25 protein-coding genes are annotated in these 23,838 nt (G+C 36.6%); 13 read left to right on the top strand and 12 right to left on the bottom strand.

What is annotated here, in order from left to right:
• Positions 1 to 25: 25 nt before the first annotated feature.
• Entirely contained in the window at positions 26 to 889 is an 864-nt protein-coding gene (locus ACN1CD_RS16670; RefSeq protein WP_419131524.1) for a DUF808 domain-containing protein, read from the bottom strand.
• Positions 890 to 1,203: 314 nt separating this feature from the next.
• On the opposite strand from ACN1CD_RS16670, the gene ACN1CD_RS16665 reads away from it, so the two are divergent.
• The 3 genes from ACN1CD_RS16665 to ACN1CD_RS16655 all read left to right on the top strand — a co-directional run bounded on the left by ACN1CD_RS16665 (position 1,204) and on the right by ACN1CD_RS16655 (position 3,097).
• On the top strand, positions 1,204 to 1,392 hold the full coding sequence (locus tag ACN1CD_RS16665) for a hypothetical protein (protein WP_419131523.1): 189 nt from the start codon (positions 1,204 to 1,206) through the stop codon (positions 1,390 to 1,392).
• Positions 1,393 to 1,640: 248 nt separating this feature from the next.
• Positions 1,641 to 2,033 carry a hypothetical protein gene (locus tag ACN1CD_RS16660; RefSeq protein WP_419131522.1) on the top strand — a complete coding sequence of 131 codons (393 nt, stop codon included), beginning with the start codon at positions 1,641 to 1,643 and terminating at the stop codon, positions 2,031 to 2,033.
• Between the two features lie 143 nt (positions 2,034 to 2,176).
• Positions 2,177 to 3,097 carry an IS982 family transposase gene (locus ACN1CD_RS16655; RefSeq protein WP_419131521.1) on the top strand — a complete coding sequence of 307 codons (921 nt, stop codon included), beginning with the start codon at positions 2,177 to 2,179 and terminating at the stop codon, positions 3,095 to 3,097.
• A 188-nt stretch (positions 3,098 to 3,285) separates the two neighbouring features.
• Here ACN1CD_RS16655 and ACN1CD_RS16650 read toward each other — a convergent pair whose 3' ends face one another.
• Positions 3,286 to 3,624, bottom strand: coding sequence for a DUF6804 family protein (locus ACN1CD_RS16650; protein WP_419131520.1), 339 nt, complete (start codon positions 3,622 to 3,624; stop codon positions 3,286 to 3,288).
• Positions 3,625 to 4,652: 1,028 nt separating this feature from the next.
• Entirely contained in the window at positions 4,653 to 5,261 is a 609-nt protein-coding gene (locus tag ACN1CD_RS16645; RefSeq protein WP_419131519.1) for a hypothetical protein, read from the bottom strand.
• A gap of 165 nt (positions 5,262 to 5,426) precedes the next feature.
• Here ACN1CD_RS16645 and ACN1CD_RS16640 point away from each other — a divergent pair, with 165 nt between their 5' ends.
• Positions 5,427 to 6,026 (top strand): ferritin-like domain-containing protein, encoded by a 600-nt coding sequence (locus tag ACN1CD_RS16640; protein WP_419131518.1) that lies wholly within the window; start codon positions 5,427 to 5,429, stop codon positions 6,024 to 6,026.
• A gap of 182 nt (positions 6,027 to 6,208) precedes the next feature.
• On the opposite strand, the gene ACN1CD_RS16635 is transcribed toward ACN1CD_RS16640, so the two are convergent.
• Positions 6,209 to 7,264, bottom strand: coding sequence for an SDR family oxidoreductase (locus ACN1CD_RS16635; RefSeq protein ID WP_419131517.1), 1,056 nt, complete (start codon positions 7,262 to 7,264; stop codon positions 6,209 to 6,211).
• A 101-nt stretch (positions 7,265 to 7,365) separates the two neighbouring features.
• Between ACN1CD_RS16635 and ACN1CD_RS16630 the strand changes: the two genes are divergently transcribed.
• Positions 7,366 to 8,166, top strand: a complete 801-nt coding sequence (locus ACN1CD_RS16630) for an AraC family transcriptional regulator (protein WP_419131515.1) — start codon at positions 7,366 to 7,368, stop codon at positions 8,164 to 8,166.
• A gap of 52 nt (positions 8,167 to 8,218) precedes the next feature.
• Here the strand turns inward: ACN1CD_RS16630 and ACN1CD_RS16625 are convergent, their stop codons facing one another.
• Complete coding sequence (locus tag ACN1CD_RS16625) at positions 8,219 to 8,800, bottom strand: Crp/Fnr family transcriptional regulator (protein WP_419131514.1); 582 nt, start codon at positions 8,798 to 8,800, stop codon at positions 8,219 to 8,221.
• Between the two features lie 210 nt (positions 8,801 to 9,010).
• Here ACN1CD_RS16625 and ACN1CD_RS16620 point away from each other — a divergent pair, with 210 nt between their 5' ends.
• Positions 9,011 to 10,078 (top strand): SDR family oxidoreductase, encoded by a 1,068-nt coding sequence (locus ACN1CD_RS16620; RefSeq protein ID WP_419131513.1) that lies wholly within the window; start codon positions 9,011 to 9,013, stop codon positions 10,076 to 10,078.
• A gap of 124 nt (positions 10,079 to 10,202) precedes the next feature.
• Here ACN1CD_RS16620 and ACN1CD_RS16615 read toward each other — a convergent pair whose 3' ends face one another.
• The 4 genes from ACN1CD_RS16615 to ACN1CD_RS16600 form a co-directional block, all read right to left on the bottom strand.
• Positions 10,203 to 11,282: a type I restriction endonuclease gene (locus ACN1CD_RS16615; RefSeq protein ID WP_419131512.1), complete on the bottom strand. Its 1,080-nt coding sequence runs from the start codon at positions 11,280 to 11,282 to the stop codon at positions 10,203 to 10,205.
• A gap of 241 nt (positions 11,283 to 11,523) precedes the next feature.
• Positions 11,524 to 11,895, bottom strand: coding sequence for a hypothetical protein (locus tag ACN1CD_RS16610; protein WP_419131511.1), 372 nt, complete (start codon positions 11,893 to 11,895; stop codon positions 11,524 to 11,526).
• Positions 11,896 to 12,411: 516 nt separating this feature from the next.
• The gene (locus ACN1CD_RS16605; protein ID WP_419131510.1) at positions 12,412 to 12,576 is read right to left on the bottom strand and encodes a hypothetical protein; all 165 of its coding nucleotides are present in this window, start codon (positions 12,574 to 12,576) and stop codon (positions 12,412 to 12,414) included.
• Positions 12,577 to 14,077: 1,501 nt separating this feature from the next.
• Complete coding sequence (locus ACN1CD_RS16600; RefSeq protein ID WP_419131509.1) at positions 14,078 to 14,452, bottom strand: winged helix-turn-helix transcriptional regulator; 375 nt, start codon at positions 14,450 to 14,452, stop codon at positions 14,078 to 14,080.
• A gap of 200 nt (positions 14,453 to 14,652) precedes the next feature.
• Between ACN1CD_RS16600 and ACN1CD_RS16595 the strand changes: the two genes are divergently transcribed.
• Both ACN1CD_RS16595 and ACN1CD_RS16590 read left to right on the top strand, forming a co-directional pair.
• Entirely contained in the window at positions 14,653 to 15,183 is a 531-nt protein-coding gene (locus ACN1CD_RS16595) for an RNA polymerase sigma factor (protein WP_419131508.1), read from the top strand.
• A gap of 88 nt (positions 15,184 to 15,271) precedes the next feature.
• A complete protein-coding gene (locus tag ACN1CD_RS16590; protein ID WP_419131507.1) occupies positions 15,272 to 15,694 on the top strand; it encodes an acyl-CoA thioesterase in 423 nt (140 codons plus the stop codon).
• A 1,414-nt stretch (positions 15,695 to 17,108) separates the two neighbouring features.
• Here ACN1CD_RS16590 and ACN1CD_RS16585 read toward each other — a convergent pair.
• The 3 genes from ACN1CD_RS16585 to ACN1CD_RS16575 all read right to left on the bottom strand — a co-directional run bounded on the left by ACN1CD_RS16585 (position 17,109) and on the right by ACN1CD_RS16575 (position 18,856).
• A complete protein-coding gene (locus tag ACN1CD_RS16585; protein WP_419131506.1) occupies positions 17,109 to 17,543 on the bottom strand; it encodes a VOC family protein in 435 nt (144 codons plus the stop codon).
• Between the two features lie 313 nt (positions 17,544 to 17,856).
• Positions 17,857 to 18,219, bottom strand: coding sequence for a glyoxalase (locus ACN1CD_RS16580; protein WP_419131505.1), 363 nt, complete (start codon positions 18,217 to 18,219; stop codon positions 17,857 to 17,859).
• A gap of 67 nt (positions 18,220 to 18,286) precedes the next feature.
• Entirely contained in the window at positions 18,287 to 18,856 is a 570-nt protein-coding gene (locus ACN1CD_RS16575) for a Crp/Fnr family transcriptional regulator (RefSeq protein ID WP_419131504.1), read from the bottom strand.
• 170 nt (positions 18,857 to 19,026) lie between these two features.
• Here ACN1CD_RS16575 and ACN1CD_RS16570 point away from each other — a divergent pair, with 170 nt between their 5' ends.
• From ACN1CD_RS16570 to ACN1CD_RS16550, 5 genes are all read left to right on the top strand, one after another.
• A complete protein-coding gene (locus tag ACN1CD_RS16570) occupies positions 19,027 to 19,710 on the top strand; it encodes a GNAT family N-acetyltransferase (RefSeq protein WP_419131503.1) in 684 nt (227 codons plus the stop codon).
• 114 nt (positions 19,711 to 19,824) lie between these two features.
• Positions 19,825 to 20,721, top strand: a complete 897-nt coding sequence (locus ACN1CD_RS16565) for a helix-turn-helix domain-containing protein (RefSeq protein ID WP_419131502.1) — start codon at positions 19,825 to 19,827, stop codon at positions 20,719 to 20,721.
• 87 nt (positions 20,722 to 20,808) lie between these two features.
• The gene (locus ACN1CD_RS16560; protein WP_419131501.1) at positions 20,809 to 21,645 is read left to right on the top strand and encodes an SDR family NAD(P)-dependent oxidoreductase; all 837 of its coding nucleotides are present in this window, start codon (positions 20,809 to 20,811) and stop codon (positions 21,643 to 21,645) included.
• A gap of 15 nt (positions 21,646 to 21,660) precedes the next feature.
• A complete protein-coding gene (locus tag ACN1CD_RS16555) occupies positions 21,661 to 22,665 on the top strand; it encodes an aldo/keto reductase (RefSeq protein ID WP_419131500.1) in 1,005 nt (334 codons plus the stop codon).
• Positions 22,666 to 22,877: 212 nt separating this feature from the next.
• The gene (locus tag ACN1CD_RS16550) at positions 22,878 to 23,411 is read left to right on the top strand and encodes a GNAT family N-acetyltransferase (RefSeq protein WP_419131499.1); all 534 of its coding nucleotides are present in this window, start codon (positions 22,878 to 22,880) and stop codon (positions 23,409 to 23,411) included.
• The last annotated feature ends 427 nt before the right edge of the window (positions 23,412 to 23,838 follow it).

The raw sequence follows: 23,838 nt of genomic DNA, 5'->3' as shown, positions 1-23,838 counted from the left end.
ATAACCAGATAGAATTAAAACGTATCTATTTTTTGAATAAAGGAATTACTTTCTTAACCCCTTCAGCTAAGCCAACGGCCACTAATCCCGCTGCCAGACCAATGGCAAACTCTTTAATTGTAGACATTAAATTTGGCAAGAAATGGTGTAAAAATTCAATATTATGAACAAAAATACCACCAGAAACCAGGATTAATGCTACCGTACCGGCGAAGCTTAATACTTTAATAATGATTGGTAATGACTTGATGAGTAAATTTCCTATTACAGATAAAAAGCCTTTATCATCCGAATGTTTAACCAGTTTGTAGCCTGTATCATCCATTCTTACAATTAGCGCTACAATACCATAAACACCAACTGTTGCCAAAATTGCAACTACAGAAACCGTTAAAATCTGAACGGTTACACTTCGTTCTAAAACCGTACCAAGGGCTATAATTACAATCTCTACTGATAGGATGAAATCTGTTGTTACCGCAGATTTTATTTTAGCCTTTTCTGCTGCTTTATCATCCTGAATAACATCTTTAGCCGCTTTAGCATTGGCATGGCGATGAAAAAGAAACTCTATTATTTTTTCCACGCCTTCATAAGCGAGATAAAACCCGCCCAGAATTAAAATAAATTTGATGGCTATAGGGAAAAAGAAGTTTAGCAGCAGGGCAATGGGTACAATGATAATCTTATTGATCAATGAGCCTTTAGTGATAGACCAGAGCACAGGCAACTCACGGGAAGACAGGAAACCAGTGGCTTTCTCTGCATTTACAGCCAAATCATCACCTAAAATGCCAGCGGTTTTTTTGGTGGCTATTTTAGCGGTAACCGCTACATCATCCATTAAAGCAGCAATATCATCTAAAATCGCGAAAAAACCTGAGGCCATATTTATCTGTTTATTTAAGGTTCGCAAAATATAAATTCAATTTTACAATACCACGAAAACATAAAGATATAATTGGCCTTAATTGTTTTAAAAAATTATTTAAGATCATATTTTATGGCATTCAAAGAAATTATAGTATTAATAAGAATGATTAAGAGACACCATTAATTTTAGCCAAAACCCTTCCTTCATCAACTTTGTTCTTTTAATGAACTAAAAATGAAAAGATAAATACGAACCTAAAAGAAAACGAGCAAGAAAATGATAACGATAAAGGGCTACTAAATTTATATTAATGTTAAAACAAGAAAATTATGGAAAACGAGAATAATAAAAAAGAAGAACAGAAGGAAGAAAAAGTGGGTGTAATTCCTGCTGATGATCTTAAAGGTAGTGATGCTGATAGTGCCTATACAGGCGATGAAGAAAGCCCTGAAGAACTGGCAAAACAGCAACTCGGCGCTGATGCAGAAGCAGATGATAAAGCTGGAGATGATAAATAATTAACAGTAAAAATTGCTAAGGAAACTTATACGGAATCAAATTCATTTTTCTGTGCGTTTCGTGTTTCCGTGGCAAATAACTTTGTACGCTTTGTGCTAAATATTTAATTAACCTGTTGGCGGAATTAATTTTTCAAATATAAATAATAAGGGCATCTAATTTGGATGCCCTTATTATTTATTAACATTTTTAAATATTGTTTTTATTTTAAATAAATATTTACAACTTTTGTTTAAACATTGTAAATATGAATGATATTGAAGATGCTATTTCCCATGTCAAAAGCAAATTAAGCAAAGAGGAGCTGATTGAACATTTTAACTATAAGTTAAGATTTGCAGAAATTGAGGCTGAGTCTTTCAGAAAAATATTGGCCTATCTAAATGAAAAGCCTACTTTATCTATTAATTTAAAGTGGAGGGAAGAAATAAGGTATTGCCTCAATAAGAGAAAATCGATTTTATCTTCAAATGAAATATCAGAATGTGTTTGTATTAGGCATAACATTGAGCCCGATAGAAATATTAGACTGAAAATTTCAACCACTCTTTCTAAAATGTTTGATGAAGGAGAGATAGGTAGAAGCGGGAATAACAGAGATTATAAATACGGATTAAAAAAACTTTTTATAGATAAATAAAAAAGCCCCTGAAGTTTGGCGACCGCGGGGCTTTCTATTTCCGAAAAAACAAAATGTAAACGCTGGTTTTAACACCGGCTGTTACGCCATTTCATTTTCTGTACTGCAAAGTACGGAAAATTTTGGGTATTTACAAAATTTCCATGCACTGCATTAAGTCAAATTTCGACAAGATCTTGCATGTCCTTACGGAAGTTATGGGCAATGATCTGCCTGTGACTGGAACCTATCTAAGACCTGGACCTAAACCCAAATTCTCAGACATTGAAATAATAGCTCTTAGTTTAACCGCAGAAGCAACTGGTATTATTAGTGAAAATCATTTATTCCATATTTTAAATTCAGATTATAAATTAGATTTTCCAAACATTTTGAGTAGAAGGCAATATAATGATAGACTTAAGAATTTATTTAAAATCATTGAACATGTAAGAAATAAGATTGTATCAATAATGAATCACCATACTGATGTCTTCGCTATTGATTCAATGCCTATGGAAATATGTAAATTATCCAGAGAACACAGAAGCACATTTTCTAAAGGGCATGATTTTGAGAGCCCAGGCAAGGGTTTTTGTGCATCACAAAACAGATACTTTTATGGGTATAAATTACATGCAATATGCTCTCCTGTTGGAGTCATACAACAATTCGATCTTTCAAATGCAAAAATACACGACGTACATTATTTAAAGGATATTAGCCACACATTTAGAAATTGTATTATAACTGGAGACAGAGGATATATCAGTGCATCAATCAAAAAATCTCTATTAGAGAAATGTAATATATCCTTACAGGTGCCGGGCAGATCCAACCAAAATGTAAAAGTAAAAGTCCCTAAAACATTCAGGATCGTTAGAAAAAGAATTGAGACTATATTTTCGCAATTGTGTGCGCAATTTAGGATACAGATTAACTATGCTAAGCAGTTTACGAGATACAAAACAAGAATACTTTCCAAGATAACGGCTATGACAGTTCTCCAATATTTAAATTATTTAAGAGGCATTCCAGTCGGGAAAATTAAAACGGCTCTTTCTGATAATTCTTATTCCTCTTAAGCTTTCTTGGTATGCATAGTATAAGGCCTATAAAAAGATATATTGTAGATAGAGATATGAATATACCCATACAGAACCAAGAAAATAACGTATCGTACGGAATCCTTGATTTCCATTGTTCAAGTATGTCAAACAATCTACCAATCATCATCAATACACATAGTAAGATCATGATTTGAAAAATTCTTTTAATAATCGTCTTCATTTTCTAATTCAACTGGTTCTAAAAATCTTTTATACCCATAATATCCACTGAGAAGGATAACTATACCATCAATAATTTGCCATACGCTCTTATTAAAGCTAAATCCTATATACGGGAAGAACAGTACGACAAAAAGAATACAGACTATTACATGAATGTTCTTATTTTCGTATACCGACATTATTCCTATACTGCTGAATGCCATAACGCATATACATCGTGTAAAGAAATAATAATGAGACGGCATGTAATCGGCCATGCAGCCAAACATCAAAAGGATGACAGCTGCACAAATAATAATTTTGAGTGAAGATGAGGACATATAATTTTAAGTTACCTATAGCCCCATTATAGATCATCAACAAATACAAACGTGGGGCCTCATCTGCTACCACGCTCGTCGAAAAGCGCACACACGGACGACATAACCCCACGCTATAGCGTAGACGTTAACTCGACTCGTGCGTTCTTTGCTTTAAATTTTCGACGATTTGGTAGCTTGAACGAGTTCGTTTATAAAACAGCCTCTAAGTTATATATTCAGCTTTAAATACACAATAAAAAAGGCCTGCATCTGTTTAAGTTGACGCAGGCCTTTTTATTATATATTTTCACTACATTAATTCCGCCAACAGGTATTTAATTAGTAAAAATTGCCACGGAAACACAGATTTACACGGAATCTAATTCATTTCTTTCTGTGCATTTCGTGCTTTCGTGGCAAATTAATTTGCTCGCACAACACTAAATATTAAATAGTAAAAATTGCCACGGAAACACAGATTTACACGGAATCTAATTCATTCCTTTCTGTGCATTTCATGCTTTCGTGGCAAATAAATTTGCTCGCACAACACTAAATATTAAATAGTAAAAATTGCCACGGAAACACAGATTTACACGGAATCTAATTCATTTTTTCTGTGCATTTCATGCTTTCGTGACAAATAAATTTGCTCGCACAACACTAAATATTAAATAGTAAAAATTGCCACGGAAACACAGATTTACACGGAATCTAATTCATTTCTTTCTGTGCATTTCGTACTTCCGTGGCAAATAAATTTGTATGCTCTATGCTAAATATTTAATTATAAAGTTTGCCACGAAAACACAGATTTACACGGAATCTAATTCATTTTTATCTGTGCATTTTGTGCTTCCGTGGTAAATAAATTTGTACGCTCTGTGCTAAATATTTAATCATAAAGTTTGCCAGGGAAACGCAGATTTACAACGGATCAATTCATTTCGTTCTGTGCACTTCGTGTTTCCGTGGAAAATAACTTTGCAAGTAATCTAATTTATCTTTGCGTAAATTCTTTGCTTGCTTTGTGGTTAGTAACGAAATCACGCTGGGGCCATTATTCCTTTTACCAGCAGTTTCCATTGTGGATAAGACAAACCTAACTTGGCTGCTCCACCTACTAACAAGTTTCTGGCATTATCTAAAATATTCTCTGTATCGGTATTCGCCATTTCATTCCTTCCATGTTCTTCAGTACTAACCAACATCTGTAACCGGCGAACAATAAAGGTTGAGGTAGCCTCTGCTTTTAAGAAATGTGCAGGTGAATTATCTTCAGACATCGGCTTTCCACTTGGGCGAACCTGAATGGTGAGCAGCTCTTCATCAATATCCTTACGGCTAATTATTTCCTCAATTCTTACCCAATCAAAACCATCACCCGATTGTGTTCCAGGTCCGGGGATATCAATCCTGATGTAGTCTCCTTGCTGTCCTTCACGGTTCACTTCTTTTCCATATTCATCAAAAAGCTGGAAAGTAGACAGGCCAGATATTTCGCCCCAATCATTAATATTCAATAATCTACGGCGCGCCAAAGTGAAAAATGCAATGGCATCATCAACCGTTTCAAAATTGCGGCTTTCCTCTACATCAATCTTACTTCCTTCCTGCTGATCTGGAATGTGATCATAGCGCTCTTTTGCTTTCATATTTTATTGTTTTACGTGTTATCTTCAGAAACAATCCTTTAGAATTAAAAGTTTAACATTTTAAAAAGCGAGGTGCTTCATAAGTCACAAAAGAAAGATTAAAATAGCCAAAACCTTATTCTAATAGACAGGGTTCTATTTACACATCATACTATATAAAAAACTATGGCAACGACAAAAGCAACTGCTAAAAAAGCAACCACTACTAAAACAGCAACCGCTACTAAAACACCTACTAGTAAAAAAGATACAGCTAAAACTGGCAAAATGGAGGATTCAGAATTTCATGAATTTTTTGTTGATGAATTAAAAGATATCTATTGGGCAGAAAAACATTTAGTTAAAGCCCTTCCAAAGATGAAAAAGGCAGCAACCAGTGATGAACTTATTGCCGCATTTGAAAAACATACTGAAGAAACACAGCAACATATACAGACGCTTGAACAAGTTTTCGAACTATTGGGAGAGAAAGCAGCAGCTAAAAAATGCGAGGCAATGGCCGGGCTTTTAGAAGAGGCTGAAGGGATTATTTCTGAAACAGATAAAGGCACAATGGTTCGTGATGCAGGTTTGATTCTTGCAGCACAAAAAGTAGAACATTATGAAATCGCTACCTATGGAACGCTGAAAGTTTTCGCAGAAAACATGGGCCATCAGGATGTGGCAGATTTATTAGGCCAAACATTGGAAAATGAAAAAGCAACAGATGTAGCGCTAACTGAAATTGCAGTAAGTTCTATCAATGCTGAGGCAGCCTCAGAATAACTAATACATAATTAAAATAATAAAAACGTCATTTCAAAGCGAAATGCCGTTTTTTGTTTAATCAGAATTTAATTAGCAGGTTATTTCCCTGCTAATTAAACAAAAGCAATTAAAGTCAGGGAAGAGGCAATAACCTGCTTTGGAAAGGGATTGTTTTTGAAAGGATGATGATTTATTACCGATCAGGGAATTATTTGCTTGGCCCTTAACTCATCAAATAATTTATAAAACATTTGTTCAGTATCCATAAACTCATGAAAACCGAGCAGCCTTGCCTTGTTCCCGTCTGAGAAAAAATCATAATCCCATGAAAATACAAAATCGCTAAATGCCCATGATGAAACCTGGTCATAAGCATGCTTTTTCAATCCATATTTCTCCTGAATGGTTTCCCATAGTTCAGCTTTATCTGCCATAACGGTTTGCAGCGGCATGTTTAATGGCGGCGCTGCTTCCATTTTAAAATAGCAGGCTATTTTTGGCCATAAATCATTCCATCGAAAAAGATCTCCATTGGTAATGTTAAAAGCCTGATTAGCACATTGCGGATTCGTTGCCGCCCATACGGTTGCTTTCGCCAGCAGTCCGGCATCTGTAATATCCATCAGCTTATCATATGCGCCAGGTTTTCCTGGAAAGCGAAGCGGAAGCCCCAGTGCTTTCGAGATTGTTGCATAAACTGCTATGGCCAATACTAAATTCATCGGATTGCCAAGTGCCGTACCTCCCACTACCGAAGGACGCAAGGCAGACCACGACCAGCTTTTTCCAATTTGCTGTCTTTCTAGAAATAGTTGCTGATCTACATTAAATTCGGGTGGCATGTGGCCACCATCTGTTTCTTTAGCTGGCGTTTTAAAAGGACCTAAATGTGCCCCATAAACTTTATATCCCTGCATTAAACTAATATGCTCTAAATGATCTGCAACTTTTTCAATTACGGTTACCACATTTTTGAGCATGGCCAGGTTAGGTGCAACCAGTTCAGCCCACGTATCCTGGTGTTGGTAGGCAGCATAAAAAATATGGGTAATACCGGTTAAATTTTTCAACTTTTTTTCACAATCATCAGCTTGGAGAAGGTCTACCGATAAATAAGTGGTCTTACTGTTACTTTTCCCTCCACGGCGTGAAAGGCCAATAATTTTCCAGTTTTCAAAACTTTCCAGGTGCGAAATTAGGTTGCTGCCGATAACGCCATTTGCACCAACCACGAGTGCCGTGTTTTCTTGCTTCATATATAATTACTTTAATTAGGTCGGCTTGTGCGACAAATCAAAGTTCCACTGAAAAATAATTTGGTTTTATGTATCAATCTATGATAAGTTTGTACTTATCTATGATTAAGCGCTACAAACAGTTCGAACCCCTTAAAATTTCTGATTTTGAAGTAGCCGAATGGGTGCACCCTGCTCATCAGCATAATCACTACGAATTAATTTACATTAAGCATGGATCTGGCTGCCATTTTATCAATTCTGTTCAGGTAGATTACAAGGGTGGTGAAGTTTTTCTGATTGGACCTGAGGAGGCGCATTACTTTGTAGTAGAGAAAAAAACACGCTTTATCTACCTGAAATTTATCGATCTATATCTTTATCAGAATGAAAATCTTAATCATCCGGGCATCCGTCATTTAGAATACCTGATAAAAAGCCGGGAGACACATTTATCTGCTTTTGTTTTTGACCAGCAAGATCAGTTTAGCATCAGTATGCTTTTTGATGTCATCTTATCATTGAAGGAAGATTTGCTGAGGAACGAGCAACTGATCTGGATGCAGGCCCTTTCCATTGCTCATATTTTACAACGAAATATGCCTGAAATCAAATCAACAGTACACCGAACTGCCGACCTTCAGGCTGTGTTTTGCTATATCCATAAAAATATCTACCAACCAGAAAAACTTAAGGCAGGAAGGATGGCTGAGCAATTTAAACTTACAAAAGATTACATCGGCCCATATTTTAAAAAAAACACCGGATCTACGCTTCGAGAATACATTAAAACCTACCGAAACCAGTTAATTAAACAGCGCCTGGCCAGTGGAAAATTTAGGTTAAAGCAAATTGCAGCAGAATTTGGTCTTACCGATGAAAGCCATGTGAGTAAATTAATGAAACAGTCAATCGGATTTTAATTAACGGGCGCTTTTTTTCGCTTTGCTCCTTTATTGGCGATAGGGTAACTAATTACCTTCTTGAGGAGAGGTTTTTTTTAATCCGGCTGAGTGTTTCAGGTGCGATACCCAGATAAGATGCAATTAGGTTTTGAGAAAGGCGTTCTGCAATTTTCGAATTTGATTCTATCAACTCCAGATATTTTTCTTCGGCCGTGTGTGTCACGGAACTCATCAAACGACGTTCCTTAGTAACGATACTATTTTGATAAAGAATTCGGAAGTAACGGTCCATTACAGGAACAGCTATCGTAAGTGCTTCGTAATCTACTTTCGAGATTAAAAGCAATTCGCAATCCTCAATGGCATCAATATTAAATAATGCGGGTTCTTCTGATAAAAAACTATTAAAATCAGAAATCCACCATCCTTCCCAGCCAAAAACATTCATATGCTCATTCCCTTTTCCATCAACATTATAGGTTCTTAACAAACCTTTAGTTACAAAAGCAAGAGATTTGCAAACTTCACCTTCTTCCAAAAGATACTGCCGCTTTCTCAATTTTTTGGGAATGAAAAAGTTGGGCATGGTAGCTTTATCAGCTTCAGTAAGCGAAACTTTTTCCTGAATATGACTAAAAAGTACATCGAACATAGGTGGTTGGTAATTATTACAAAGATAATTTTCATCAGCAGAATATCCTATGCTCTTCTTTTGAAAAACTCTTGATGCAAATCAAGTTTGTTATTTGATACAGGTCAACGCTTAAAAAAGAGTATCAACTTAAATTTGCAGGTAACTGAAGAGCTTTCATCAAACGATGAATTGATCTATCAAATTAATAAATCTTTAAAATTTCATAAAATGAAAAATATAGCTTTAGTAGTAGGTGCAAGCGGTATCACCGGAAGCAACCTGGCTGAAAAACTGCTCTCAACTGGTTGGGAAACTTTCGGTTTAGCCCGTAACCCCAATACAAATATCGAAGGTTTGAAACCTGTCGCTGCAGATTTATTGGATATCGAGAGCCTTAAAACTGCGTTGGCAGATGTAGAGCCAACTCATGTTTACATTACTACCTGGATGCGGAATGATACAGAAGCCGAAAATATTCGGGTAAATGGATTAATGGTGCGGAACATTCTGGATGTATTATCAGCAAAGAAATCGGTGCAACATGTAGCATTGGTTACGGGTTTAAAACATTATTTAGGTCCGTTTGAAGCTTATGCATCAGCAGGTTTTTTACCAGAAACACCCCTGCGTGAAGAACACCCACGATTAAATATCGAGAATTTTTATTATGCACAGGAAGATGAGGTTTATGCCGCCGCCGAGCGTGACGGTTTTAGCTGGAGCATCCATAGGCCGCATACGGTAATTGGTAAAGCCGTTGGAAATGCCATGAATATGGGTACCACCTTGGCCACTTATGCTACCATTTGCAAAGAAACTGGTCGCAAATTTACCTGGCCTGGTTCGGCGGCACAATGGAACGGATTATCTGATGTAACGGATGCACGCATACTTGCCGAACACTTAATCTGGGCCTCTACTACCGAGGCAGCGAAAAATGAAGCCTTTAATGTAGTAAACGGGGATGTTTTCCGTTGGAGCAGATTATGGTTTAAAATTGCAGATTACTTTGGTGTAGAAGCTGTCGGATTTGATGGTGAAATCCATCCGCTGGAAAAAGAAATGGCCAATGATGGCGAAAAATGGCAGGAAATTGCTCAGCAATACGAACTTAAGGAAGCTTCGCTGAGCAGACTGGCCAGTGCATGGCATACCGATCTTGATCTGGGCAGACCTATTGAGGTAATGACTAATATGGCAAAAAGCAGAAAATTAGGCTTTACGGTTTTTCAGGATACGGAAGAAACTTTTTATGAACTTTTTGATCAGCTTCGTGAAGTAAAGTTAATTCCTTAGCTGGATGATCAACTTCAATCAGAAGCAAAGTTTAAAAAGATAATAGCAATTGCTGATTACATTTTAGGTGTAATCAGCAATTGATGAGCGTGATCAATGTGATGCCTAATGATAGAAAATCTATTTAAGACTTTCCAAAATCTATATACTGATCTAATGTTTGGTGCAGCTGTGCCCTGTACTGGTAAATATCATCAGGAGAAGCAATCAGAAATTTCTCTCCGGCATCTTTACCTTTTGCAAAGGTTTCCAGATATTTATTGGCAGTATTAAAGTGAAACCTGCAGATTGGTCGTCTGTTATTATCATCCAGCAATACACCAAAGTAAGATTGCGTATCTCTGGCTGCAATGCGGGATGAAGGAATTCGCTCCCGAAGAATGGCTTTTACAATTTGAAATGCCTCTATTTCTTCTTCAGTGGTAATAATTTTGTTGTCTGCTGTTTCATTAATCGGTATTACTTTGGCTTCTTCAGTTTTCTCGATGGTTTCGTTGATGCTTAATGCAGATTTTAACCTGGAACTGATCGACTCATTGATAGAAAGAACAAGCGCTTTCTTTGCATACTCTTTGAAAGCCACCATTCTATTGGCGGTTAGTGGCTTATCGAAAAATCTATTCACCAACAATTTCACCAGTTCATCAGAAGGATGTTCAATCTCGTTTTCAAATTCCTTCCTAATGGCTTTGATGTATTTCAGGCTTTCAGCAGAATCAAGAATGCTTTCCAGACTATAGTCAGTTTTCGTAAATCCTTCTAAAATTTTAATGGAGCTGTCTTTCAGGTCTTCAATATCTATGGTAAAAAAAGGTTTTTCATCCATAATATTGGGTTTCTCCAGATCCATATAGAAATTGTAAATCGTACCATTGGTTAACACTCCGAATCTCGCTTTTGAAACATGGTAGTATCGATGAAGTTGAGAGTTGTGGGCATCAGCCTTTTCTTTCCAGTGCTTGCATTCAAATATAAGGATGGGTTCTCCGTTTTTTTTGATGACATAGTCGATCTTCTCCCCTTTCTTGGTACCAATATCGCAGATATGCTCCGGAATTACTTCCGTAGGATTGAAAATATCGTAGCCTAAAATCTGGATAAAAGGCATCACAAATGCATTTTTAGTGGCTTCTTCCGTTTTGATCTGGTCTTTTAAACCATTCACGCGTTGGTGTAATTGCTCCAGCTTTAATTTTAATTCCATTTGTTGGGGGATAAATCAGTTTGTAACCAGTGGTTATACGCCAAAAGTATAAAGTAGCCGTAGGCTTTCCTTACGGGAAACCGTAAAGGGAATTTGAAGGGAAAATTAAAAGTTACTAACTCTGATGATTATTCTGCTTGTAGAGTTAGTAACTTTATCGAAGAAAGATCCTGAATCAAGTTCAGGAAGACGCCCGCATCAATTAACCCACCTCCTACTAGTTGGTGGCTCACCAACCAGCCTAAGTTTTACCATGTCGATCTGTTAATTCCGTTGATTTAAAAGACTTTAACCCATATATCAGCGTTTTCGCCTGAGCATTTGTATAATGGTTCATAAATAAAAATAATACAACAGCTAAGAGCTGACGGCTACGCTTTAGCCATTCCAGCTTTATTTCTGCAAATGATAATTCAGAGAGGATGCTCAGTTCGCGAGATCTTATCGACCGTTTTTGCCCCTCACCTATTTTTCTCTGATAAATAGTCGGTTCTTTGTACCTGGCAATTTGATGTGAAATGGTTTCTTCCGCTATGCTTTTTATAGTATCTTTCTTGAAATTTTTTAGGCATAGGAAAGCCCTTACGACTGTTGTCGTTATCTTTTTAAACATGGTAGTTGGGATTTAAGGTTAGCTCATTATTTTTTGCTGTTGGCCGCCCTAAACTTGAAGAATAGCATCTTATGTCATCAAGGCCTATGTCGCAGCAAAGTTTTTGGTTATTTAATTTGGTTCATTCTAATTAATGCATTGCTTTTTATGAAGTTGAGAATAGCAGGCACTTTCTTTATTCAGTGCCATTATTCTATTCTTAACCTCTTATACAATTTATATGTAAGCCTAAAAAATGCTATCCTGCTAAAATCACAGGATAACAATGTATTTAGGGTTTGCCTTAATTTTTTTCGTTGCGTACGTAAGCTCAATCTTATAAAAACCATTTGTTTCTACAAGGCACTTACTGCTTCAAATTAATAGATTAAATATCTGTTAACCAGAACTATAAAACCTATCATCTAGCGCTAAAATTATTTATTAGCCTAATAATTAAAAACAAAACCTGGCTGCCTAAACCTCTATTATACCTCTAAACTAGAAGTAAAAGCAGCACAGGAATTGCCCTCCAAACTAAACAGGATTTTTTGGCTTCAAGGCAAATAAATAATTAAACGGACATTTTTTGGGATGGGTGGCATAAATAGAATGTTTTGAAAGAGATACGAACGCAAAAAGAAGTGCCGCTTTAGGATTAAGCGAAGGGTTTAAATGCACTTGATTTACTTTTGGGTTCATACTCATATTGTTTGAATATGAGTCTTGAGGGAATGAATAACTGTGGGCTCTTCAAACCATGATCACTAAAAAGTTTCTGAAGCCTTATGTTAACATGGAATTACAGCAGAGCCCACAACTATTTTGAAGCGCAAATATAGCACATACAATTAAGCTGTGGGTATTAATCTGCTGACTTGCGTTAACGGCTTCAGAACGGTGATCGCAAGACTCTTATTAATACCTAATTATAAGACACGAATGTAACATTTAAACTGTAATATTCCAAATTTGTTTATAATTGAAAGTTAAATCGTTATATTTTTAACTGTAGTGTGATAGAGCAACATCATTTTACTGATTATGAATGAGATCCCAACCAAAAACAAATAGTTGAATTTTTCTTTTCGGCTGGATTTAAAGACTCCAACCTATATCTGCTATAGAAATTTATGTTTTTTCTTAATTGATAGACAAGAATTCGAAAAAATGGTGATTTAAAACGGGCTGAAAAGATCAAATATTTTTTATCTTCTATTTATCTATACAGTAAAATGTGAGTCTCATACAAAAGCTACTTTAATCATACAGATGAGGCTGCACATGTCCAGGATGAAAGTGCTTAAACCCAGATTGAACGTGTCTAACAGGGAGCCCGATTTTACGGTATAGTAAGGCAATGAATCAGCTATAAGAATTGCAAGATAAAACGATGAATACTATATTTAGTAATCACAAAGCCCTTAATAACAAATAGACAAGCCATAAAGACTTGCCTATTCTGATGATTTTCCTGCGTACTTTTTAAAGATAGTTCTTTATCAGAAAATTTAGAAATGAAATAAGTATCATTTATCTTACAATTAATGAAATAAATGATCGTGCATTATTTATTATTTTCCGTGCTGCCAGCAGTATCCTTCTCCACTTCCACTTCGTTTACATTGGCTTCCTTTTTTTGTTATTGCCTTACATCGGCCTGTATAGTTAGCCGTTTTGGTTTTCGTTGTACCGTTACCTGAAAAAGAATTAATTTTTCTCACACTTTTCCCAGCGCAAACACCGCAGCTACCACCGGCACCACAATTTTTACACTTGCTACAATTGGAACAGGCTGTACAGGGATTATAGCCATAACAGGTAGAAATAGCTTCTTTAGCTTTAATGCTGGATGGTGCGGTATGAAACAGTGTTAAAGTTAACACCATCAGGATGATTATTTTCAATGTAGCGCGTAAATAAATTTTATAAAAGAGTTAATTAGGCGATAAATTAAGAGAAATTTTCAATTGTCACAATACTAATAAATACGTATTAAAACAACCGATAATTAGCATCTTTATCGCTGTGTAAACCTACATAGGCAATGCAAATCAACCTTACGGGAATCCATAATATAACACAATTTGTGTTATTAAATATTATCAGGACATATCGTAAACACAAAGAATTTAATCATAACAATTGTGCTGCAAGATTGTGGTTTTCTTGACCAACCAAGCATAACAGCCAAATTGAGGACTTAATGAACTCCTTTATTTTTATACCGTTCTCGTGATTCTTCTACATCAGGAATGTGGATTGTTGCCCAATCAACCAAAGATTTTATTATTGGTAAAAGACTTTCTCCCAGTTCTGTAAGCGTATATTCTACACGGGGAGGAACCTGAGGGTACATTTTTCGTGTAACTAAACCATCGGCTTCCAGGTTTTTTAATGTAATAGTTAACATTTTTTGTGAAATAGTACCGATTTTCTGACTCAATTCGCTAAAGCGCTGTGTTCCGAATCCACCCAAAAGAGAAATAACTAATATAGGCCATTTATCCCCTATTCTATCGAGCAAACTGCGAACGGGACATTGACCACCAAAATTTTTCGAATTATTTTCTTCCATAACCCCCTAATAATCAACATTAGTTACCTCGAATTAATTCAATAACAAAAAAGTACCTTCTTGTTCGCTTCAAATTTACGCTTTAACTTTCAGTTTCAAATAGAGCATTAAGATAAAGAAGTAAAAACCAGAAATACACTATTGTTTAACCTGAAAAAACGAAAATCTCGCTAAAAAAAAACAAGCAAATCAAAAGTATTATGATCAAAGTATTAGTTGATGGGGATTTGCAAGAGTTACTTACCAGTTGTAAAGCAGGCGACAGAAATGCTCAAAGAGAAATATATAAGCGATATTATAGCTATGCAATGGGCATCTGCATCCGTTATGCCACCAACCGAACGGAAAGTTTAGAAATAATGAATAACGGTTTTTATACACTGTTCTCCAATTCAAAATTATCTAAACAAAATGAGGCTTTTTTTGAAAATCTTCAAAAGATTATGATCCATAGCATAATAACCTATTATAAAGATGAAGTTGCATGTACCATTAAAAAATCTATGCGTTACAAAGCGTTTAATGATTTTGCTCCTGACAGGGATTTAGCCAGCCATCAGCTGTTATCAGCCGTACAGAAACTCCCTGTTATAGAACGCCTTACATTTAACTTATATGCCATTGATGGCTATACAAATGCAGAGATTTGCAAAATGATAAATATAACCACTCCATCTTTAGAGAAAATCCTTTTTACAGCAAGAAACACATTAAGAAACATAGTAATTTAATTTTAAATGTTAAGACTTTTTTTAGAGCATTTTACGTTTTAGAGCTAAACAGTACAAAAAATACAACTTAAACGGATATTTCAAAAAAATGGAATTTACAAAAACTTACACGGTAAAAGATGAGCACATTGATGTTCAAAACATTATGGATGGATTATACTATCCGTTTTACATGGAATATTGCAGACATGCATTTATCAAAGAAGTTCTTGGTTTTGATTTTGAAGAAGAAGCTAGAAAAGGAATTCACATGGTACTCTCCAATTACAGCATCCAATTTTTAAGATCATTAAAAAGAGGCGATGAGTTCACCGTAACCTGCGAATTGTATGGGGATGGCAAAGGCTTACCAAAAGTTCATTTTAAGCAATCCATTTTGCTGAATAATAAAGTGATGACTAAAGGTGTTTTCACCGGAACATTCGTACCAGCTACCGGAGGAAGACCTTATTTACCAGAAAGTATGTTGTTACTTTTAAAGGATACACCAGTTTATGATGGACAGCCATAATTCAAAATGATCGAAACCTGGGATCACTGAAAAAACAATTATTTCACAAAATACTTAAACAAAAAGCCCTGCAAAAATGCAGGGCTTTAGTTGCAGAGATCCCATCCAGAACCTCTGTTCATAATTAAATAAATGCAATTAGTTTTATGCATTCTTGATGAATCTTAATCGTCCCATTGATTTAATTCTAACATTTAAATAAACGGAAAACGATTAAATCCGGTTCTTAATGTTGTGGGTATTATACAATGAGATGACAAAACATGTTATTGATTGGCCTTGCTTGGTTACTGTAGCAATCGCTATAAACACTTGCTGCCCATGCTGAGGCACGAAGCATCTGCAAGCGATGAGAGGCTGAACCATTAATTACCGAATGACATCACATCCAAAGTTGCTATAATTTCGATTTATCTAGTCGTAGCCGGTCTAACAGCAGAACGAAGAACAGTGGTTTGGCCTTGCTAAGTAGTTATAGCGATCGCTATAGCAATTGCGCTAAACAAACTTTAAAACCACCACTTCATTTACCCAAGTACGTATCTGGCCTAGCAGGATTTCGCCGAAGAGCTCATTGAAATTCTTGCACAAACTTTCATAATCCGAATAACCAAGGAAATATGCAGCGAGGGAGGGTTTAAGAAAGGGCTAAGCCTCATATTGCCGCTCTTCGAATTTTGATACTGCTGTTCAAGAAAGGATGCAAGCCTTGGGTTTTGTTTCTTTTTGCCAAGAAAAAGAAAGACGCCCGTCTGGCTAAGACAAAGAAGATGTTATTAATTTCTAATTAAGGAGATTTTATCTAGTCCTAGCCGGACGGGCTCTCTTCTTTGGGCAACCAAAGAAGCAAAGTTGCCGGCTCGCAATTTTTCTGTTAAAGTCAGTGGGTAGGCTAGTTCAGTGCCACCCCGAAAAATTGACCATGCCGGTCTAACAGCAGAACGAAGAAACAGTGGTTTGGCTTTGTTAGGTGGTTATAGCGCTCATTCTATGTATCCATGCTAAATAAACTTTAAAACTACCACTTCATTTACCCAAGTACGCATCCGGCCTAGCAGGATTTCGCCGAAGAGCTCATTGAAATTCTTGCACAAACTTTCATAATCCGAATAACCAAGGAAATATGCAGCGAGGGAGGGTTTAAGAAAGGGCTAAGCCTCATATTGCCGCTCTTCGAATTTTGATACTGCTATTCAAGAAAGGATGCAAGCCTTGGGTTTTGTTTCTTTTTGCCAAGAAAAAGAAAGACGCCCGTCTGGCTAAGACAAAGAAATATCAATTTTAAACTGACTAAACTTAAACCACGAAGCGCATGCACGCGTCATCTAAACCCATACAAAGGTTTAAAATAGCTTTTCTACTTCCCCTATCAAACGCTTGAGTCGCTATTGAAATGTGACTACATTATCCATTTTTATACATTAGGATCAAAATCTATTGTCCATTGAATACCAAACTTATCGGCTAGCATACCAAAATAAGAACCCCAGGGACTATCTGCAATAGGCATTTCTATTTTCCCTCCAGTTGAAAGTCCGGTAAATAACTTGTCAGCCTCCTCTTTGCTTTCAGCGCTAATAGCAATATGAAAATTATCGCCGGCAGTAAACTTTCTATCTGCACTTTCCAATATAGCATCCGAACCAAACAGGAAATTACCATGTCCAAGCGGCAACGCAATATGCATGATCTTATCAAGATATGCTTCTGGCATTTGATGTTCATCAGATTGAGGAAGATCGCTATATCGAGCAACCTTAACAAATTCTCCGCCAAGTACAGATTTGTAAAAAGTAAAAGCTTCTTCGGTGTTACCGGTGAAGTGCAAATAGGGATTAAATACTGCCATGATTTTATTTTTATGTGGTCAATTTAAACCAGTCTTATTTTCTGTAGGGCTGTAAAGGATGGGTTCATGCTACGACGGCTTATATTCAAATATACTTAAGGAAAGCATAAGTCTTAATTAATTAACCCATTTATTTTAAAGGACTTCCGCGGGCTGCGAAATCAAAACCAATGCCTAAACTAAGCTTATTTAATCGTTAGATTGGAGTATTGAACCGATCTCTGTAAATATCAAAGCCTGCCCTTGCCAGCTTAGTCCATACTACGTCGTTTTCATTCCAAAACTCACCCACTCCCCTATCATCCATAACTTGTTATTTAAATTCCCCAAAATGCCAAAGAATGCCAGATGGATCATGCAGAAAGCATTCTCTTCCCCAGGGCGCTTCATGGATCGGAATTAGCTTCACATTTGGATATTTGTTCGACAGGTTTAGTGCGAACATATCACGGTAAAAATGATCTAAATTTTCGACTTCAATAAACACCATAGTATTGTCGATCCAATCCTGCACAAATGCATCCTGAAGGTAAAATCCTACCTTTTCTTTATGAAAAAGTGACATCTTCAACGATATGTTTTTTTCGGTAAACCCCAGGTCTCTATAAAAACCGCGAGATTGTTCAAAATCCTTTGCACCGATAAATGGCCGGATTGAAAGTGCATTGTATTCCATATTTTTATTCAATATTATTAATGGAACAAAGATATTGAACCTGATTTATACACATAGTTGATTACAATCAAGAAATGCCAGATGGCCGAATAATCTTTTCCCTAACCCTGCTAAGTGTTTCCGGCGTAATTTTCAAATAAGAGGCAATCATTTTTAATGGAAAATTTTGAATCAACTTTGGTCTGTTCTTTAAGATATAAAGATATTTATCTATCGGTGTGGAAGCTTTATCAAAAAATACAACTCTGGAAACGGCATGATCCATGATTTTGTTTAGCTTAAGAAAAGATTGGGAGTACCCAATGAGGCGATGGATCGATTCGAGACTAATCTCTAAAATATAGGCATTGGTAAATGAAGAAATAGCACTATCGGCAGGCTGCTGGGTAACAAAGCTTTTATGATTTAATACCCATTCGTTTTCCAGGTGAAGATCTATAATGGTCTGAACGTTTTCGCCTGTTTTAATATGTTGAAAAAGTGAGCCCTCCAGGATGAAGAAAACAGATGATGCAATTTCTCCTTCTTCGAGCAGGACTTCGTTTTTAGCAATCCTGCGGAGCTTAATTTCCTTTTCAAATAGTGTATTTTCCCAATCAGAAAAACTGCCGATGGTATCTAATACATTTGATTTCATCCTGCCAATTTAAGAAAAACAAATAGTTTTAAAAATTCATGTGATTCATTAACAAATCATTTCCAAATGATCAGAAACTTGAAATTGATTTACTATAGACCCACTTTTATATTTGACTACAATAATAGTAGTTTTGGCTATCATTATATTGAAACAACGCAATATCTAAAATGGAAACAAATAAATTAGACAATCCAACCTGGCATTCTTTGAACGAAACCCATAAAAATTTCGCTGTTGACTATGAGGATGTAAAATTTTATCACCCAGATTATTGTCCTTTCGGTGGCTTCATAAATTCCGAAGGAACAGAAACAGCAATTAATTTATACGCTTCATTAACAAGCAACTTTTTTATAGTTGGCAATCAACCAAACATCAGTGAAACAGTTCGGCTGAATAATGAATTAGTTTGTAATCAAATGGTTCTTGATAAACGAATTGAGATCAAAATAGACGAACAGATAACTGAACTTCACACAGAAAACCATAAGGCTGACTTATTTACATTAGTTAATTTGGTTCAACCAGGTTATTTCAAGCATAAGACGCCCGACTTGGGGAGCTATTATGGCATTTACAAGGACAATAAACTTGTTGCAGTTGCAGGAGAACGCATGAAAATGAATGAATACACCGAACTAAGTGCTATTGTAACACACCCTGAACACACCGGAAAAGGTTATGCAAAACAGTTGATCACTTATGCAAGTAACAAAACATTCAACGAACACAAAATTCCATATTTACACGTTGCGGATACAAATATTGGAGCTGTATCATTGTATGCAAAACTTGGTTTTAAGACGAGAAGGAAAATTAGTTTTTGGAACCTGCTCCTAAACGAAAATTGATAAGAATAATAACGAACAGCTGACATCGGTTTGTCAAAAGCAGGAAACTGTATCGTAAATTCATTTAAAACCCTTGCCGTAAAACATCTCGTTTGATTTTTATAACTTTGAGTTATGAAAACAGAAACCATAGAAGAGTTTTACACCCGTATTGCGCCTGGTTATTCATCAGCATCATCCTATAAACCTAAGCAGTTTAATGTACAACACCGTAACCATAACTGTGGCACATCTGTAACCGCTTATAATCGCCGCGATTTCTACAAAATCTCGCTGGTTATTGGTGAGGGAACACTTTATTATGCCAACAAAGGTTTGAAAGTTGATCGTCCGGCATTGATGTTTTCTAATCCAATGATCCCTTATTCCTGGGAGCCCGCCTCAGAAAATCAAAGTGGTTATTTTTGTTTGTTTACGGATAGCTTTATCCATACCGAGAGTCATCAGACCAGCGTTTTAGAATCTCCCCTATTTAAAGTAGGAAGCGAGCCCGTATTTTTTCTGGATGAAAAACAGCAGGAAAAAGTAAATTCTATTTTCGAATCGATGATGCAGGAAATTGATACCGATTATCTGCATAAAACGGAACTCTTAAGATCGTACGTCCATCTGTTAATTCATGAGGCTTTAAAAATGCAGCCTGCAAAAAATTATTTTAAACATACTAATGCGAGTTCACGAATTACAAACCTTTTTCTTGAACTTTTAGAACGCCAGTTCCCGATAGACACGCCCCAACATTATTTATCATTGAAAACACCAAATGATTTTGCCCTTAAACTATCGTTACATGTAAATTATTTAAACCGTGCTGTAAAGCAGATTACAGGAAAAACAACTGGTTTACACATTGCAGATAGAATTATGGCAGAAGCAAAGGCCTTGCTTAAACATACTGACTGGAATGTAGCTGAAATTGCAAATTGCCTGGGCTTTGAATATCCCGCATATTTCAACAATTTTTTCAAAAAACATGCTTTGATCACGCCAAACTCCTTCAGATCTGAATAGTTTGATTTTTATAACTTTTGGTTAGATTAGTTTAATTCTTTCCTTACCGTTGCAATGTAACTTTGTTTAATCAAAACAAGGAAATACATGATGAGCAATAAAAAAGTATGGTTTATCACAGGAGCTTCAAATGGTTTAGGCCTTGCCCTGGTTAAACTGGTTTTGTCTAATGGTGATCGCGTGGTCGCAACCACCAGAAATACGGAAGACCTTAAAAGTAAGGTCTTCGGATATGAAAGTGATTTCCTTCCCCTAAATGTCAATCTTAAAGATGATGAAAATGTGAAAATGGCGGTAAAACAGGCCATTGACCAATTCGGGCAGTTGGATGTAGTGGTTAACAACGCAGGTTACGTTCTTGGCGGGAGTATTGAGGAGTTAACCGATCAGGAATTTCGGGCAACTTTAGATGTCAACCTGTTCGGAACAGTTAATGTGATCCGGGCAGCAATGCCGTATTTAAGGGCACAGCAATCAGGCTACATCATCAATATATCTTCAAGTGCAGGTTATGCCGGTTATCCAAATGCGGGAAGTTATAGTGCCGCGAAGTTCGCCATAATTGGTATTTCCGAAGCCCTGCATGAAGAAATTAAACCTTTTGGAGTGAAGGTGACTGTTGTCGCCCCTGGAGAATTTAGAACAAACTTATGGGAAGAAGGCGCAATTGCCTTTGCAAAGAATAGTTTAGCAGCCTATAATTCAACGGCTGTTGCGGAAACTCTGTCTGAATTAAGTGGCAAACAAAAAGGAGATCCGGAGAAACTGGTTGCTATTCTTTTTGATTTATCAAGAAACCCCAATCCTCCCCTGCATTTATTGCTTGGCCCTGATGCCTATCAATTGGTGATCGATCAGCGGGAAAAGGAAAAAGACGAAATCAATACATGGAAAGAAATAACGCTATCAACAAATTTCGATTAATAAAATTCAAAGATTATGAAATATAGAAAATTAGGTAAAACAGGTGAGCAACTTTCATCATTAGGCTTAGGCTGTATGGGCATGAGTTTCGCTTATGGTCCCACAGATGATAAAGAATCAATTGCCACTTTACATAAAGCATTGGACTTAGGTATAAACTTTTGGGACACGGCAGACATGTACGCAAATGGCGATAATGAGGCACTGATATCGAAAGTTCTGGCTCCAAACCGCGACAAAATTTTTATTGCAACCAAATTTGGCTTCAGGTTTAAAAATGATGAAGCAGGCCCGAGTAATTCTGTCAACACCTATTTTGACGGTTCTCCGGCTTATATCAAAACAGCAGTAGAAAAAAGTTTAAAAAGGCTTAAAATAGAAACTATCGATCTTTACTACGCCCATAGAATAGACCCAAATGTACCTGTTGAGGATATGGTTGGGGCAATGGCCGAATTGGTTAAAGAAGGTAAGGTTCGTTATTTAGGCCTTTCCGAAGCTTCACCTGCTTCTATCAAAAAAGCACATGCCGTTCATCCTATTGCGGCGCTGCAAAGCGAATATTCTCTTTTAACGAGAGATGTGGAAGGGGAAATATTATCAACGGTTAGAGAACTGGGGATCAGTTTAATTCCCTACAGCCCGTTGGCCCGTGGACTGGTTACAACAGCAATCAGCCAAACCGATGGCTTTGCCGAAACCGATTTCAGAAGGACTTTACCCCGTTTTGAAGGCAAGTATTTTGAAAACAACCTAAAATTGGTAAATGGTTTTGCAGACATTGCAAAAAGCAAAGAAATTAGCCCTGCTCAACTTGCACTTGCCTGGGTATTGGGCCAGGGTGATGATATTATTCCAATCCCGGGAACTAAAAAAAGAAAATACCTGGAAGAGAATGTTGGCGCAATAGATGTTACCTTATCGGTAGATGACTTTAAAGCTATTGATACTCTTTTAAAACAGTTTCCCGATACGGGAGCAAGGTATAGTGAAGGTGCATTGAAACTAGTTAATAAATAAAAACTAGTATTAATTCATCTGTCATTAACCAAGAATTGTATACCAGAATCGGTTTGCAAATTGCTTTATAAATAACAGTCAGATGACACATTCGTCAAACGGAAGAAGTTTAATTTAAAAACCAATACCGTTTGACGGATTAATTGAGGAAGCACTTGATTTTTATGAGAAAACACATATTTTAGGCATAAAAAACATTAATCAACTACAACATGTCTTTTGTCAGCCGCTTAGCCACCTTAAATGATGTTGGAACGCTGGAGCTTCTATTACATGCATCCGTCCGGTCGCTGAGTGCCGGTTATTATACCCCGCAGCAGATTGAAAGTTCACTGAAGTATATTTTCGGTATAGATAACCAGCTGATTGAAGATCAGACTTATTACCTGATCGAAAATGGTGACACCATCGTGGCTTGCGGAGGATGGAGTAAACGCAATACGCTATACGGCGGAGATCAGTATAAAGAACTGGCAGATCCATTGCTAGATCCGTCCATGGATGCGGCCAGGATACGCGCTTTCTTTGTACACCCTGATTGGAAACGACAAGGCCTCGGGCGCATGATGATCAACATTTGTGAAAAAGCTGCGATAGCACATGGTTTCAAATCTTTCGAACTCGGATCGACACTATCCGGTGAAGCTTTGTATACGGCCATGGGTTATAAACGTATTGAAGAAGAGAAAGTGCCACTAGCTGACGGAACTTATCTTCAAATTATCCATATGGAGAAATCCATCTGAGTTCTGCCTGGAAGTATGCCAAATGGATATACCAATTAATTTGATTTTACTAAAAATATCAGAAAGTAAATCATTTACCTGGAGGCATGCCTACTCCAACTGGTGCATTTTATATTATAAGTTTAGGCGTCGATTTATGAAAAATTGCTTTAAGCTAAAGGTTGGTGTCTCACCAACCAGCCTAAGTTTTATTTTGTTAATCTGTTCATACTATTAAATTTACAGGTATGAGTTTCTGTTGGTGAAACGGAATTACCACTTAATCCCTTTTCAACCACAGAGGTCAAAGAGAAAAAGGCCCGAGTACACAAAGATTTAACATATAGCTTAGAAGCTGTCTAAAAATTATAATTTATCAACTTACGAAATTTCAAAAGGCTGTGCGCTGAAGAATTTCGTCAGTTTTGATGATAATTCCACAAACTTT

Origin of the sequence: Pedobacter sp. N23S346, from assembly GCF_048515415.1 — a bacterium.
GTDB lineage: Bacteria > Bacteroidota > Bacteroidia > Sphingobacteriales > Sphingobacteriaceae > Pedobacter.
The sequence above is the reverse complement of the archived record's forward strand: the minus strand, read 5'-3'. Positions and strand labels throughout refer to the sequence as shown.

What these genes read in the sequence shown, in the direction of transcription:
- ACN1CD_RS16550 (WP_419131499.1), top strand. Translation starts at nt 22,878, where the DNA reads ATGTCTTTTGTCAGCCGCTTAGCCACCTTAAATGATGTTGGAACGCTG.
- ACN1CD_RS16650 (WP_419131520.1), bottom strand. Translation starts at nt 3,624, where the DNA reads ATGTCCTCATCTTCACTCAAAATTATTATTTGTGCAGCTGTCATCCTT.
- ACN1CD_RS16570 (WP_419131503.1), top strand. Translation starts at nt 19,027, where the DNA reads ATGGAAACAAATAAATTAGACAATCCAACCTGGCATTCTTTGAACGAA.
- ACN1CD_RS16635 (WP_419131517.1), bottom strand. Translation starts at nt 7,264, where the DNA reads ATGAAGCAAGAAAACACGGCACTCGTGGTTGGTGCAAATGGCGTTATC.
- ACN1CD_RS16610 (WP_419131511.1), bottom strand. Translation starts at nt 11,895, where the DNA reads ATGTTTAAAAAGATAACGACAACAGTCGTAAGGGCTTTCCTATGCCTA.
- ACN1CD_RS16625 (WP_419131514.1), bottom strand. Translation starts at nt 8,800, where the DNA reads ATGTTCGATGTACTTTTTAGTCATATTCAGGAAAAAGTTTCGCTTACT.
- ACN1CD_RS16670 (WP_419131524.1), bottom strand. Translation starts at nt 889, where the DNA reads ATGGCCTCAGGTTTTTTCGCGATTTTAGATGATATTGCTGCTTTAATG.
- ACN1CD_RS16660 (WP_419131522.1), top strand. Translation starts at nt 1,641, where the DNA reads ATGAATGATATTGAAGATGCTATTTCCCATGTCAAAAGCAAATTAAGC.
- ACN1CD_RS16565 (WP_419131502.1), top strand. Translation starts at nt 19,825, where the DNA reads ATGAAAACAGAAACCATAGAAGAGTTTTACACCCGTATTGCGCCTGGT.
- ACN1CD_RS16620 (WP_419131513.1), top strand. Translation starts at nt 9,011, where the DNA reads ATGAAAAATATAGCTTTAGTAGTAGGTGCAAGCGGTATCACCGGAAGC.
- ACN1CD_RS16580 (WP_419131505.1), bottom strand. Translation starts at nt 18,219, where the DNA reads ATGGAATACAATGCACTTTCAATCCGGCCATTTATCGGTGCAAAGGAT.
- ACN1CD_RS16600 (WP_419131509.1), bottom strand. Translation starts at nt 14,452, where the DNA reads ATGGAAGAAAATAATTCGAAAAATTTTGGTGGTCAATGTCCCGTTCGC.
- ACN1CD_RS16665 (WP_419131523.1), top strand. Translation starts at nt 1,204, where the DNA reads ATGGAAAACGAGAATAATAAAAAAGAAGAACAGAAGGAAGAAAAAGTG.
- ACN1CD_RS16595 (WP_419131508.1), top strand. Translation starts at nt 14,653, where the DNA reads ATGATCAAAGTATTAGTTGATGGGGATTTGCAAGAGTTACTTACCAGT.
- ACN1CD_RS16615 (WP_419131512.1), bottom strand. Translation starts at nt 11,282, where the DNA reads ATGGAATTAAAATTAAAGCTGGAGCAATTACACCAACGCGTGAATGGT.
- ACN1CD_RS16555 (WP_419131500.1), top strand. Translation starts at nt 21,661, where the DNA reads ATGAAATATAGAAAATTAGGTAAAACAGGTGAGCAACTTTCATCATTA.
- ACN1CD_RS16630 (WP_419131515.1), top strand. Translation starts at nt 7,366, where the DNA reads ATGATTAAGCGCTACAAACAGTTCGAACCCCTTAAAATTTCTGATTTT.
- ACN1CD_RS16585 (WP_419131506.1), bottom strand. Translation starts at nt 17,543, where the DNA reads ATGGCAGTATTTAATCCCTATTTGCACTTCACCGGTAACACCGAAGAA.
- ACN1CD_RS16575 (WP_419131504.1), bottom strand. Translation starts at nt 18,856, where the DNA reads ATGAAATCAAATGTATTAGATACCATCGGCAGTTTTTCTGATTGGGAA.
- ACN1CD_RS16605 (WP_419131510.1), bottom strand. Translation starts at nt 12,576, where the DNA reads ATGAACCCAAAAGTAAATCAAGTGCATTTAAACCCTTCGCTTAATCCT.
- ACN1CD_RS16645 (WP_419131519.1), bottom strand. Translation starts at nt 5,261, where the DNA reads ATGAAAGCAAAAGAGCGCTATGATCACATTCCAGATCAGCAGGAAGGA.
- ACN1CD_RS16640 (WP_419131518.1), top strand. Translation starts at nt 5,427, where the DNA reads ATGGCAACGACAAAAGCAACTGCTAAAAAAGCAACCACTACTAAAACA.
- ACN1CD_RS16590 (WP_419131507.1), top strand. Translation starts at nt 15,272, where the DNA reads ATGGAATTTACAAAAACTTACACGGTAAAAGATGAGCACATTGATGTT.
- ACN1CD_RS16560 (WP_419131501.1), top strand. Translation starts at nt 20,809, where the DNA reads ATGATGAGCAATAAAAAAGTATGGTTTATCACAGGAGCTTCAAATGGT.
- ACN1CD_RS16655 (WP_419131521.1), top strand. Translation starts at nt 2,177, where the DNA reads ATGCACTGCATTAAGTCAAATTTCGACAAGATCTTGCATGTCCTTACG.